Below are 11497 nucleotides of genomic sequence, written 5' to 3'. Positions count from 1 at the left end.
GAACCGCCGGACCCGGTCACTGCGGGGCGGCGGCAGACTTGTCTTGGGCGCAATTCTGGCACATCCTCCTGTGTGTGGGCGAAACGCCCGCCAATAAGACCCCGGTCGCACGTGCTGCTCTTGGGGGACCAATCGTGAAGACCAATCACCTGTCCCAGCTGGATGGACTGCGAGGTTTCGCAGCGCTGGTGGTCGTCATCTCCCACTGCGCGGCCTTCGGATTCCTGCCGAGCAGTCTCGGTCGGGGCCTCGGGCAAATGGGTGTCGCGCTGTTCTTCTGCCTGAGCGGTTTCCTGATGGCCTATCTCTACCGCGAGAAGGCGCTCAATCCGGCCAGCCTCAAGGACTATGCGATCAACCGCGCAACGCGCGTGCTGCCGCTTTACTATCTCGTGGCGGCATTCGTGGGAGTCTGCTTCCTCGCCTTCGACGTCTCGCTTTTGAAGGTCTTTTCCTGGCAGGATGTGGTCGGCAACATGTTCCTGCTGAAGGGGTCCTCGGTTCTCTGGACCATCCCCGTCGAAGTCCATTTCTACGTGGTATTCGTGGCACTCTGGTTCGCGTCGAATTCGGGCAAGTTCCTGAAGTCGATCGCGCTGCTTGCCGCCGCCCAGATATCGGCACTGGTGCTCCTTTACCTGATCGACATCAGATACGGGCCGGTCCTGTTTTCCTGGCTTCACCTGTTTCTTTTCGGCAGCCTGATCGGAGCCTACTACGAGCCGCTGAAACGAAGGCTCGAGAAGTCGAGGCAAGCCCCGCTCATCGCCGGCCTTGGATGGCTCGCCCTGCTGCTGATGGTGATCGCGCCACCCGAAGTCCGGCGCGACCTCGGCTTCACGGTGCTCGTGAATTATCTCGACCCGATCACCGTCGGATACCCGATGCTGCTGCTGTTCTGCACCGTGTTTCTCCTGGGTCCCTTCGCGCTGTTCAAGACGCCGCTGCTGCGCTGGTACGGCAAGATTTCCTACTCGCTCTACCTGCTCCACCCCTTCGTAATCGACGGCGCCACTGCACTCGCCGAGCGGGGCGTGTTCCCGCCGGTCATCGGCTTCCCGCTGGTGCTCGGCGTCGCGACACTGCTCGCTGCGGTATCCTTCTACTGGTTCGAACATCCGGTGCAGATCGCGCTGCGCACTTACTTCACTCGGAAAGAGGCACGGGCCGGTCTCGCCTAGCCGGCACACTCCACGCACTTCGCCACGCTCGGATCGTGCGCCAGTCGCTTCTCGGCGACCTCGTTGCCGCAGGCCGTGCACCAGCCCCACTCACCCTCGTCGATACGCGCCAGCGCCGCTTCGATGCGTGCGCGTTCGGCAACGCGACGCCGAGCAGTAGCCTGCGCCATCGCCTGCTGCTGCATCGCGTCCATCCGGCTGAGGCGGCCCACGCTGTCCTGTTGCAGCTCGACCGTATCGCGCAAATCCGCATTCGCCGCGTCCTCGGCGTCGAGCGCATCGCGGCGGGCGATCAGGCGCGTTCTGGCTTCCTCCTCGGTCATCGACGCATGGTGGCCGACATCGTGCCGCGCGTCCATCGCGCGCAGGCAACTCCTCCTCAGTCGAGGCTGGCGATCACGCGGTCGTCTTCACGCGCCGGCAGGCAGGCTTCGGGAGGGAGCGGTTCGAACGTCTCTTCGGTCAGGCTGACCTGCGACAAGCCATCGATCTTGAAATAGCCGAGCGCGGGAGCCTCGTCGACGCGGCGGCTCTTGTTGGGGTTCACCGATACCAGGTAGAAGGCATCGTTGCGCAGAACGATCTGGTGCGGGGCCAGGGTCAACGCGCTGGAGTTGTAGACCGCGCTGATCATGAGCCGCTTGCGCATCGCTTCGGCGAGCACGGCCTGTACGAAGTTGAAAGTTGATTCATGTTGCATTGCAGCATGCACAGCGCATCTAACGCGCAAATGCAATCGATAAAGTGAACGGTCACACTCCGCGCTTCAGACGGACCAGTCGATTGCCCCCCGCCCGTTACTGGCCAGAAACGCGTTCGCCCGGCTGAACGGTTTCGAGCCGAAGAAGCCCCGATGCGCGGAGAGCGGGCTCGGGTGCGGGCTCTCGATCACGTGATGCGGCCCGTGGCGCAGGCCCGCAATCCGCTTCGCCTTGGCCTGCGCATGGCTGCCCCAGAGGATGAAAACGCTGGCCTCTTCGCGTGCCGCCACCGCCGCGACGCAGGCATCGGTCACCGCGTCCCAGCCGCGCCCGGCATGGCTTCCCGCCTGCCCTGCCTCGACCGTCAGCGTATTGTTGAGCAGCAGCACGCCCTGCCGCGCCCAGTGCGAGAGGTCGCCATGGGCAGGCGCCTCGATGCCGAGGTCGGCCTCCAGCTCCTTGTAGATATTCCGCAGCGACGGCGGCACCTTCACGCCCTCGGGCACGGAGAAACTGAGCCCCATCGCCTGCCCCGGCCCGTGGTAGGGATCCTGCCCGAGGATCACGACCTTCACCTCGTCGAGCGGGGTCAGTTCGAGCGCCTTCAGACGGCTGCCGCGCGGTGGATAGACGGTCTTGCCGGCATCCTCCTCCGCCCGCAGCCAGCCACCCAGCTGGCGCGCCTGCGCGCTCGCCAGCACGGGATCGAGGACGGGTTTCCAGCTTGCAGGCACACTCTCGCTCATGGGCGGCACAATGCGCCCCGGACGCCCCCGCGACCAGTGGCCCCTTCCCTCCTATCCCCGATGCGCCTAAGGCCCTTCGCCATGGCAGTGCATTTCCACGAAGAAGACCTCCCCGAAGGCGTCCTCGCCGATGGCCCGGTGGCCGTCGATACCGAAACCATGGGTCTCGTCACGATCCGCGACCGTCTGTGCGTCGTCCAGATCAGCGACGGCAATGGCGACGAGCATCTCGTGCGCTTCGGGCCCGAGAGCACCTATGACGCGCCGAACCTGAAGGCGGTCCTCGCCGATCCGGAGCGGTTGAAGCTGTTCCACTTCGCGCGCTTCGACCTCGCCGCGATCGAGTACTATCTCGGGGTCACCGCGGCACCCTGCTACTGCACCAAGATCGCCAGCAAGCTGGTGCGTACCTACACCGACCGTCACGGACTGAAGAACCTCGTCGAGGAACTGCTCGGCGAGAGCATGTCGAAGGTGCAGCAGAGCAGCGACTGGGGCGGCCCGGTCCTGAACGATGCGCAGCGCGACTATGCCGCGAGCGACGTACGCTTCCTCCACCGGATGAAGGAAGAACTCGACCGCCGCCTCGAACGCGAAGGCCGCACGGAACTTGCACAGGCCTGTTTCGATTTCCTTCCTGCACGCGCGCATCTCGACATTCTCGGCTGGCAGGACCACGACATCTTCAGCCACGCGTCAGCCTGACAGGAGCACATCGGCCAGCATGGTTTTCCGCAAGCGCAGGATCGAAACGCAGGAGGCGAAGCAGCTGCGCTCTCGCCGAAAGCATTTCGCTGCGCCCGGCGGCAGCCACGACAAGCTGGTCCTGTTCCTCTCGCGCGTCTTGCCGATGGGCGTCGGCGTCGTCGCCGCGCTGATGGTGATCACGCCGCTGTCCCCGCGCGGCGAGGTGAGCTTCCTGCTCGACCGCAACGAGGTCGCCGTTATCACCGAGCGCCTGCGCGTCGACAATGCGCTCTACCGTGGACAGGACGAGCAGGGCCGGCCTTTCTCGCTCACCGCGGGCGAGGCCGTGCAGCGATCGAGCGCCGAGGGCATCGTACGAATGGACGATCTCGTCGCGCGCATGCTCATGGAAGACGGCCCGGCCCGCGTTTCGGCTCCCGGCGGGCAATACGACATCAACGAAGAGACCGTCGCCATCAACGGCACGATGCGCATGGAAGCCGCCGACGGCTACCGTATGCGCGCCAGCGGCGTGTCGCTCGACCTTGAACAGAAGACGCTCGAAGGCGCAGGCGGCGTGGAAGGCGCCATTCCCGCCGGCACCTTCAGCGCGGACCGGCTCGATGCGGACCTGTCCGAGCGTCGGATAACCCTGTCGGGACAGGCGCGGCTGCGCATGGAACCCGGCGAGCTGAGGATGCCCTGATGAAAAGCCACCTACCCACCATGGCCAAGAGCGCCCTTGCCGGCTTCGCGCTGACCTGTGCCGCGCTCGGAGGCATCCAGCTTTCCGCGCAGGCGATCGCAAGCCACAACTCGAACGCGCCCGTTTCTTACGCCGCCGACCGGATCGAGCTGCAGGACCGGCAGAACCGCGTCGTGCTCTCGGGCAATGTCGAGATCACGCAGGCGGGGCTCACGCTCAATGCGGCACGCACGATCGTGAACTATTCGGATGCGGGCAATCTCAGCATCCAGCGCATCATGGCGACCGGCGGGGTCAATGTGAGCCGCGGCAACGAGCGCGCCCGCGGCGATACGGCGGTCTATGATTTCAACCGCCGCGTGATCACCATGGCCGGCAATGTCCGGCTCAATCGCGGAGGCGATACGCTGAACGGCGGACGCCTCGTGATCGACCTGGCGAGCGGTGTCTCAAGCATCGACGGCCGCGCAAGCGGATCGTCCTCGGTGACGGGCGAAGGCCAGTCTTCGGGTGGCAGGGTCTCGGGCACTTTCTCCGTTCCCGAGAACTGATGAGCCGCGCCCGCATCGGTCGGGCTCTGCTGGCGCTGTGCGGGCACCGCGCGCGTGAATACGCCAAACTGACCGATAGCGACTGGCGCGACCTCGATGCGCTGGCCGACCAGCACAGGCTTCGACCGTTCCTGCACGGCCGCCTAAAGCGCGGCGAGATCGGCTCCGTGCCGCCTGCGATTGCCGGGAGCTGGCAGGAAACGCACCGCGCCAACGGCATCGGAATGCTCGCACAGCGCCGCGCCCTGCTGCAGGCGGTAGAGGTGCTGGCGGAGGAGGGGATTGCTGCTGTCGCCCTCAAGGGTTCGGCGCTTGCCTGGACCGTGTGGCCCGCCCCTGCCGAGCGGATCATGCGCGACATCGACCTGCTGGTCGGCGAGGAAGAGGCTCCGGTAGCTTATGCGGCGCTGCGCCGCTCGGGCTGGGCTGCACCGGACCTGCCCCGCGAGGACCTCGCGGGAATGGCAGGCTCGCAAGCGCACCTTCCCCCGCTCCATTCGCCGGAAGGCGTGATGTGCGAGCTGCACGCGCATGTCTGGGGCGAATCGCCGCTGCCGGGATCGACCATGCCGCTCGCAGACGATGCCGGGTTGCTCTCACGCGCCGCTCACGACGAAGCGCTGGGCGCTGCCGTTCCGTCTGCCGAAGACATGCTCGCCCATCTCGTCGTCCACGCCGCCTGTTCGCACCTCCTCAATGTCGGACCGATGGCGCTGGTCGATATCGACCTGTGGTGCACGCAGCGGTCAGTCGACTGGGACGCCTACTGGGAGCGTGCCGCCGAACACGGGTTCGAACGGCCGGCAGTGCTGATCTTCGCCTTGGTCGACCGTTGGCGCAGGCCCGGCTTTCTCGCCCAATCAGGTGCCCCCGCATCGCCCGATGATGACTTGCTGGAAGAAGCGGAGATGCTCCTCGTGCAGGATCTCGATGCCCGGAAGGATGTGAGCGCGCTCGCTTCGGCAGCGGCGGGCCAGTTCGGCGGCCGGATCGGCCAGCATCCGCTCGACCGGGCCGAGCGTCCGAGCGGAGGACTGGGACGCGCGGGCCAGCTGGCACAGCGCGCATGGTCCCTGGGGCGAAGCGCGCTCGATGGCGACACGCGGCGCGATGCGCTCGCCACGGCGCGCCTGCAGAAGTGGATGGAGGGCTAGCGGCGTCCCGCGCCGGCCACGCGGGCGATACCTGTGAGGCCCTGGGCCAGCAGCAGTTCGGATGACTGGCTGTTGGTCAGAAGTTCGCGGTGCAGCTCGGTCAGGCGCATGGTCAGCCGGTCGAGCTTGGGCCCGCGCCAGCGCTGGACCTGTTCGGAAATGTCGCGCTCTTCCTTCCAGAAGATGCCGAGGCGCGCCTTCTCGCCCTTGTCGAGATCCTGATAGCGGCGATTCCCGAGCACTGCCGAAATGCGCGCCAGCTGTGCCGCGCGCCGTTCGACCGCGAGGAGCGTGCCGACCGGGTTCAGGCCGATCTGCTTCATGCGCGCAATCTCGGTCGCGACCTTGCCGCCGTGGCCCGAAAGCACCGCGTTCACGAGGCTGGCAAAGCCGTCCTCCTCGGTCGCAGCGCCGATCGCGTCGAGGTCTTCCATGGTACCGGGCCGCGGCGATTGCGGGGCGGCATCGAGATAGGTGGCGAGCTTGGCGACCTCGCTCTGCGCGAGCCGCACATCGAGATTGGCAGCGCGTGCGATCCGCTCGGCCACCGCGCCGTCGAGCCGCACACCTGCCGCATCGCCCATCGCGCGGACGCTCTGCGTCACCGAGCGCAAATCGGGCGGATAGAACATCGCGACCACCGCATCCTTGCGTTTTTCAAGCAACTTGGCGGTACGCGACTTGTCGGTGGCCGAAGTGGCGACGACGATTACCGGACAGGCCTCGCCCGCGCCCATGTCGCCGGTTTCTAGCAGCGTCTTCAGCGCCTCGTGCGCTTCGTCACCGGCAACGCGCGACCAGATGTGCCGCTTGTCGCCGAAAAGCGATGTCGAGCGCGCCTCGTCGCCGAGCTTTGCCGGATCCGCGCGCAGTTCGGCACCGGGAATTTCGACCCGTTCGCCCGGTTCGGGGAGCATGGATGCGATGTCGTTCGCGGCCGCGCTCGCGCCGGCCTCGTCCTGCCCGCAAAAGAAGAAGACCTTGCAGGTCTCCGCCGCGCCGCGCGCCTTGGCAGCGAAGTCGCGTCCGGTAAGCTTCACTGGTCCCGCAGCGTCAGCGCGACGCGTGTGACAATCCGGTCGGCAATCTCGACCGCGAGGTTCTCAAGCGCGGTCTGCTCGGCAGCGATGGTCGCATATTCGCTCGAGACCACGTCGATCCCGGCGTCCGCGCCTTCGGTCGCGTCGAGCAGGATTTCGCCCGTGGTCGCATCGACCAACTGGTAGCGGGCGCGCAGAGTGCGACGCTCACGGCTGACCGTATCGTCGGCGAGGACGGCGAGGCCTTCGAGGCTGTCGTCGAGCCGCACATCGAGGCGGTAGCGCGGGGTGGTCGCGCCCGCCGCGCCGAGCTTGTCGTTGAGGTGATTGCGCACGAGCCATCCGGCCTTGCCGGGGATCGGCGGCACGTCGACCGCTGCGAGCCCCTGCGCAACCTGCCCGCTGCCGCCACCCGCATACATGGGCGAAAGCCCGCAGGCGGACAGCGAAAGTGCGGCGGCAAGGGTGAAAGCGATGCGCATCAGGTGACGATATTGACCAATCTGTCGGGCACCACAATGACCTTGCGTACTTCTGCACCGTCGAGGGAGCGCTGCACCTTCTCCGATGCCAGCGCCATGGCTTCGAGGTCTTCCTTCGATGCACCCTTGGGCGCAGTCAGAGTGTCGCGCAGCTTGCCCTTGTGCTGGACGGCGATGGTGACTTCGTCCTCGACCAGCAGCGCCGGATCGACTTCGGGCCAGGCGGCATCGGCCACCATCCCGCTCTCGCCGAGACCGGCCCAGGCCTCTTCGGCAAGGTGCGGCATCATCGGGGCGACGAGCTGGACGAGGCTGCGGATCGCGTGGCTGCGGCTGGCCGAGGGCTTTGCCTTCTCGACTGCACCGGTGAGTTCATAGATGCGTGCGACGGCCTTGTTGAAGCCCAGCGCCTCGATGTCCTCGGCCACGGCAGCGATGGTCTGGTGCGTCTTGCGCGCCAGCGCCTTGTCCTCGCCTTCTGCTCCGGCCTGATAGGCACCGAACAGGCGCCACAACCGGTGGACGAAGCGGCTGCAGCCCTCGATCCCGGCTTCGGACCACGGCAAGTCGCGCTCGGGCGGGCTGTCGGACAGCATGAACCAGCGCACTGCGTCGGCGCCGTAGGTGTCGATGATCGTGTCGGGATCGACGACGTTTTTCTTCGACTTCGACATCTTGATGACGCGGCCGATTTCGACCGGCTTGCCGTCAGCGGTCAGCGTCGCTCCATCGGCAGTGCGCTCCACCTCGTCGGGCGAGAAATAGACCGGCTTGCCGTCCCCCGCACGGCTGTAGGTCTCATGCGTCACCATGCCCTGCGTGAACAGCGAGGCGAAGGGCTCCTTCACATCGATCTGGCCCATGTGCGCCAGCGCGCGGGTCCAGAATCGGGCGTAGAGCAGGTGCAGGATCGCGTGCTCAATGCCGCCGATATACTGCTCGACCGGCATCCACTTCGCGACTTCCGCGGCATCGAAGGGCTTGTCCGCAGGCTGGCTGGCAAAGCGCAGGAAATACCACGAGCTGTCGACGAAGGTGTCGAGCGTGTCGGTCTCGCGCTCGGCCTTGCCGCCGCACTTGGGGCAGTCGACATGCTTCCACGTTGCGTGGCGGAGCAGCGGGTTGCCCGGGGTCTGGAAATCGACGTCCTCGGGCAGCGTGATCGGCAGGCTGTCCTTGGGCGCGGGGACCACGCCGCAAGTCTCGCAATGGATGAAGGGGATCGGCGTGCCCCAATAGCGCTGGCGCGAAACGCCCCAGTCGCGCAGGCGCCAGACGGTCTTGCCGGTGCCGCGGCCCTGTTCCTCGATCCGGCGGATAATTTCGCGCTTGGCGTCCTCTACCTCCATACCGTCTAGGAAGTCGGAGTTGACGATGACACCGTCGCCCGCCTCGGCCTCGCCATCGAATGGCTTGCCCGCATCCTCGACGCTCGGCGCGACGACGCGCGGGATCGGCAGGCCGTACTTGGTGGCGAATTCGAAGTCGCGCTGGTCGTGGCCCGGAACCGCCATGATGGCGCCGGTGCCGTAATCCATCAGCACGAAGTTCGCGATGTAGACGGGCAGGTCCGCGCCGGTGAACGGGTGCTTCGCCGTGATGCCGGTGTCGAAGCCGAGCTTCTCGGCGGTTTCGAGTTCGGCAGCGGTGGTACCGCCCTTCTTGCACTCGGCGATGAAGGCGCGTGCCTCGTCACTGTCGATGCCCTGCGCGACCGGATGGTCGGCAGCGACTGCAACGAAGCTCGCGCCGAAAATCGTGTCCGGGCGCGTGGTGTAGACCGGCAGCTTCTCCCCGTTCGACAGGTCGAAGCTGAATTCGAGACCCTTCGACTTGCCGATCCAGTTTTCCTGCATCAACCGGACCTTGTCGGGCCAGTTGTCGAGCGTGCCGAGACCTTCGAGCAGCTCCTCTGCGAAGTCGGTGATCTTGAGGAACCACTGGTTGAGCTTGCGCTTCTCGACCTCTGCGCCCGAGCGCCAGCCCTTGCCGTCGATCACCTGCTCGTTGGCGAGCACGGTCATGTCGACGGGGTCCCAGTTGACCTCGCTTTCCTTGCGATAGACGAGGCCGGCTTCATAGAGATCGATGAAGAGCGCCTGCTCGTGGCCGTAATAATCAGGCTCGCAGGTCGCCAGCTCTCTGGACCAGTCGAGCGCGAAGCCGAGGCGCTTCAGCTGCGCCTTCATGTGCTCGATGTTGTCGCGCGTCCAGCCGCCCGGATGCACGCCCTTTTCCATCGCGGCGTTCTCCGCGGGCATGCCGAAAGCGTCCCAGCCCATCGGGTGCAGGACCTCGTGACCCGTCGCCTTCTTGTAGCGCGCGAGCACGTCGCCCATCGTGTAGTTGCGCACGTGGCCGATGTGGATGCGCCCGCTGGGATAGGGGAACATCTCGAGCACGTAGCTCTTGGGCTTTTCGGAATTGCTGTCGGCGCGGAAGGTCTGCGCCTGTTCCCAGGCTGCCTGCCAGCGCGAGTCGGCGCTTGCCGGATCGAAACGGGTATCACTCATGAAGACGCCTGTAAGGATTTCAGGCGCGAATGGAACCCGCTAAGCGCGGGACTGGCGGCGCCTAGTCGTTGGCGATGGCCTGGCGGCGCAGTTCGCGTGCCTTGGTAAGGATGATGTCTTCCAGCTTCTGGACCGTGGCGGCCTGGACCGGTGCATCGACCCAGTTGCCCGACTGGTTGACCTGGCGGCTGGCAGCCACCCGCAGCGCATCGGCGCGCAGGTCGGTGTCGAGGATCGAGACGGTCATCTTCACGCGCTCACCCGGGTTGCTCGGATTGGCGTACCAGTCGGTCACGATCACGCCGCCGGCGCTGTCGGCCTGGAGCAGCGGAGCGAAGCCCACGGTTTCGAGCGAAGCACGCCAGAGATAGGAGTTCACGCCGATCGTCGAGACCTGAGCCGCGGCGAGGTCCGCGCGCGGACGATCGCTGTTGCCGCATGCCGCGAGCCCGAGGCTGGCCAGCGCGGTGCAAGCGATGGCGAGGGTACGACGGGAATTGCTCATTGCGGTCATGGACGGTCCTTGGATCCTTTTGGTGCAGCGGCTCTATATAGCCTCGGCGCACGGGGGCAAGTTCTGCATGCCGCCGTACCGGGTCCTAGACACCCGCCAGCGCGTGAACATCGGCTTAATCGAACACCCCTGTGCGAAACGCGCAACACCGTCCGGAGTATCTCCGAATGGGCTGTGGAAAAGCTTCCATTCGTCGCAAGTGAGGCCTAGGCTAACCGTCTGTATTCGAGTCGTTTCGGCTTCGTTCGGGAACCGTTAAGCTGAAGCCTGCCTTTGAGTGGGTGAACGTTTCCGAAATTCAGGGGATAGAGGCACACACGATGGGCAAGAAACTGCACAGCAATGGCAAGGGACGGTTCGCGCCGGCCATGCTGGCTGTCGCCGGTCTCGCCTTTGCCATGCCTGCCGCCGTTCTCGCGGTCGGCGCACCCGACACTTCGAACGCTGCCCCGGGCGCGATCGAATACCTCCCGTTTACTCCGGCTGGTGCCGATCCGCAGCTTGCCCGCAGGGTGGCAGAAGTGATCGGTGAAGACGCGCTGCGGTTCACGCCCGCAAGCAAGCCGCGCCAGTCGAGCGAACGCACCGTCAATTTCGCAGTCCGCGTCGATGATGCGACCGCGCGCACGATGTCGGGCGGCAACCTGTCCGAAAAGGTCGCGCTGGCAACGCCCGAAGCGATCAGCCCGATTGCAGGCACGCGTTACAATCTCGGTATTGCGCGCGGCTTCCAGAGCTTCGCCCAGCCCAGCCGCGCCGTCAGCTCGGCCTCGGTTACGGCCGGCGTTCGCGAAGACCTGCGCGATATCGCCATGCCCGACCTCTCGACCTTCGAGAGCGGCGATGACAAGGGCAAGCCGAGCCGTTTCCAGTCGCGCATCGCACTCGAACAGCGTGACCGTGCGGGCAGCTCGCCCAACACGCTCCAGGGCGTCGGCTCGCAGCGTGTCGATCTCGGCGGCTCCTACCGCCTGAGCCGCAACCTCGACGTGACTGCCGGTGTGCGCCTGTCGCAGGAACGCGACCGCCTCGCCCCGCTCACCGACGGTGTCGAGGACGACCAGGCCGTCTACGTCGGAACGCAGATTCGCTTCTGACGGCTGCGCTTCGGCGCTTCCCAACCAAAGAATACGATTGTTCGCCTTAGACCAAAGGCGGATTGCCTTTGCGTGGTCACAAATCCACGCATAGGGTGCGGTAACGCTACGGAATGCTTGGGAGA

General features: G+C 65.8%; 13 protein-coding genes. 6 read left to right on the top strand and 7 right to left on the bottom strand.

What is annotated here, in order from left to right; translation table 11 throughout:
• Window positions 1-134: 134 nt before the first annotated feature.
• The gene (locus tag K3163_RS01360) at window positions 135-1181 is read left to right on the top strand and encodes an acyltransferase family protein (RefSeq protein ID WP_221551230.1); all 1047 of its coding nucleotides are present in this window, start codon (window positions 135-137) and stop codon (window positions 1179-1181) included.
• On the opposite strand, the gene K3163_RS01355 is transcribed toward K3163_RS01360, so the two are convergent.
• The 3 genes from K3163_RS01355 to K3163_RS01345 form a co-directional block, all read right to left on the bottom strand.
• Complete coding sequence (locus tag K3163_RS01355) at window positions 1178-1540, bottom strand: TraR/DksA family transcriptional regulator (protein WP_247712429.1); 363 nt, start codon at window positions 1538-1540, stop codon at window positions 1178-1180. The two genes, K3163_RS01360 and K3163_RS01355, sit on opposite strands and share 4 nt — an antisense overlap.
• A 20-nt stretch (window positions 1541-1560) precedes the next feature.
• Window positions 1561-1881 carry a WYL domain-containing protein gene (locus tag K3163_RS01350; protein ID WP_221551228.1) on the bottom strand — a complete coding sequence of 107 codons (321 nt, stop codon included), beginning with the start codon at window positions 1879-1881 and terminating at the stop codon, window positions 1561-1563.
• 66 nt (window positions 1882-1947) lie between these two features.
• A complete protein-coding gene (locus tag K3163_RS01345; protein WP_221551226.1) occupies window positions 1948-2628 on the bottom strand; it encodes a uracil-DNA glycosylase in 681 nt (226 codons plus the stop codon).
• Between the two features lie 81 nt (window positions 2629-2709).
• Here K3163_RS01345 and K3163_RS01340 point away from each other — a divergent pair, with 81 nt between their 5' ends.
• From K3163_RS01340 to K3163_RS01325, 4 genes are read left to right on the top strand one after another with little or no spacing between them, the layout of a single operon-like run.
• A complete protein-coding gene (locus K3163_RS01340; RefSeq protein ID WP_221551217.1) occupies window positions 2710-3333 on the top strand; it encodes a ribonuclease D in 624 nt (207 codons plus the stop codon).
• Window positions 3334-3352: 19 nt separating this feature from the next.
• Window positions 3353-4021 (top strand): LPS export ABC transporter periplasmic protein LptC, encoded by a 669-nt coding sequence (gene lptC / locus K3163_RS01335; protein ID WP_221427153.1) that lies wholly within the window; start codon window positions 3353-3355, stop codon window positions 4019-4021.
• Entirely contained in the window at window positions 4021-4572 is a 552-nt protein-coding gene (locus K3163_RS01330; protein ID WP_221551215.1) for an LptA/OstA family protein, read from the top strand. The genes lptC and K3163_RS01330 overlap by 1 nt, the downstream gene beginning before the upstream one ends.
• Window positions 4572-5726, top strand: a complete 1155-nt coding sequence (locus tag K3163_RS01325; protein ID WP_221551213.1) for a nucleotidyltransferase domain-containing protein — start codon at window positions 4572-4574, stop codon at window positions 5724-5726. The genes K3163_RS01330 and K3163_RS01325 overlap by 1 nt, the downstream gene beginning before the upstream one ends.
• Here the strand turns inward: K3163_RS01325 and holA are convergent.
• The 4 genes from holA to K3163_RS01305 all read right to left on the bottom strand — a co-directional run bounded on the left by holA (window position 5723) and on the right by K3163_RS01305 (window position 10275).
• The gene (gene holA, locus K3163_RS01320) at window positions 5723-6766 is read right to left on the bottom strand and encodes a DNA polymerase III subunit delta (protein WP_221551207.1); all 1044 of its coding nucleotides are present in this window, start codon (window positions 6764-6766) and stop codon (window positions 5723-5725) included. The genes K3163_RS01325 and holA overlap by 4 nt on opposite strands.
• Window positions 6763-7248 (bottom strand): LPS assembly lipoprotein LptE, encoded by a 486-nt coding sequence (lptE, locus tag K3163_RS01315; RefSeq protein WP_221551198.1) that lies wholly within the window; start codon window positions 7246-7248, stop codon window positions 6763-6765. The genes holA and lptE overlap by 4 nt, the downstream gene beginning before the upstream one ends.
• Entirely contained in the window at window positions 7248-9761 is a 2514-nt protein-coding gene (gene leuS, locus K3163_RS01310) for a leucine--tRNA ligase (protein WP_221551196.1), read from the bottom strand. The genes lptE and leuS overlap by 1 nt, the downstream gene beginning before the upstream one ends.
• Window positions 9762-9822: 61 nt before the next feature.
• Window positions 9823-10275 (bottom strand): DUF3576 domain-containing protein, encoded by a 453-nt coding sequence (locus K3163_RS01305; protein ID WP_221551186.1) that lies wholly within the window; start codon window positions 10273-10275, stop codon window positions 9823-9825.
• Between the two features lie 320 nt (window positions 10276-10595).
• On the opposite strand from K3163_RS01305, the gene K3163_RS01300 reads away from it, so the two are divergent.
• On the top strand, window positions 10596-11372 hold the full coding sequence (locus K3163_RS01300; RefSeq protein ID WP_221551184.1) for a hypothetical protein: 777 nt from the start codon (window positions 10596-10598) through the stop codon (window positions 11370-11372).
• Window positions 11373-11497 lie beyond the last annotated feature (125 nt).

The organism is Qipengyuania xiapuensis (assembly GCF_019711395.1).
GTDB classification, from domain to species: Bacteria; Pseudomonadota; Alphaproteobacteria; order Sphingomonadales; family Sphingomonadaceae; genus Qipengyuania; species Qipengyuania xiapuensis.
The sequence above is the reverse complement of the archived record's forward strand: the minus strand, read 5'-3'. Positions and strand labels throughout refer to the sequence as shown.

Bases quoted from the DNA above. Each gene is read 5' to 3' on its own strand.
- K3163_RS01355 (WP_247712429.1), bottom strand. From the start codon at position 1,540: ATGGACGCGCGGCACGATGTCGGCCACCATGCGTCGATGACCGAGGAG.
- K3163_RS01350 (WP_221551228.1), bottom strand. From the start codon at position 1,881: ATGCAACATGAATCAACTTTCAACTTCGTACAGGCCGTGCTCGCCGAA.
- K3163_RS01345 (WP_221551226.1), bottom strand. From the start codon at position 2,628: ATGAGCGAGAGTGTGCCTGCAAGCTGGAAACCCGTCCTCGATCCCGTG.
- K3163_RS01340 (WP_221551217.1), top strand. From the start codon at position 2,710: ATGGCAGTGCATTTCCACGAAGAAGACCTCCCCGAAGGCGTCCTCGCC.
- lptC (WP_221427153.1), top strand. From the start codon at position 3,353: ATGGTTTTCCGCAAGCGCAGGATCGAAACGCAGGAGGCGAAGCAGCTG.
- K3163_RS01330 (WP_221551215.1), top strand. From the start codon at position 4,021: ATGAAAAGCCACCTACCCACCATGGCCAAGAGCGCCCTTGCCGGCTTC.
- K3163_RS01325 (WP_221551213.1), top strand. From the start codon at position 4,572: ATGAGCCGCGCCCGCATCGGTCGGGCTCTGCTGGCGCTGTGCGGGCAC.
- lptE (WP_221551198.1), bottom strand. From the start codon at position 7,248: ATGCGCATCGCTTTCACCCTTGCCGCCGCACTTTCGCTGTCCGCCTGC.
- leuS (WP_221551196.1), bottom strand. From the start codon at position 9,761: ATGAGTGATACCCGTTTCGATCCGGCAAGCGCCGACTCGCGCTGGCAG.
- K3163_RS01305 (WP_221551186.1), bottom strand. From the start codon at position 10,275: ATGACCGCAATGAGCAATTCCCGTCGTACCCTCGCCATCGCTTGCACC.
- K3163_RS01300 (WP_221551184.1), top strand. From the start codon at position 10,596: ATGGGCAAGAAACTGCACAGCAATGGCAAGGGACGGTTCGCGCCGGCC.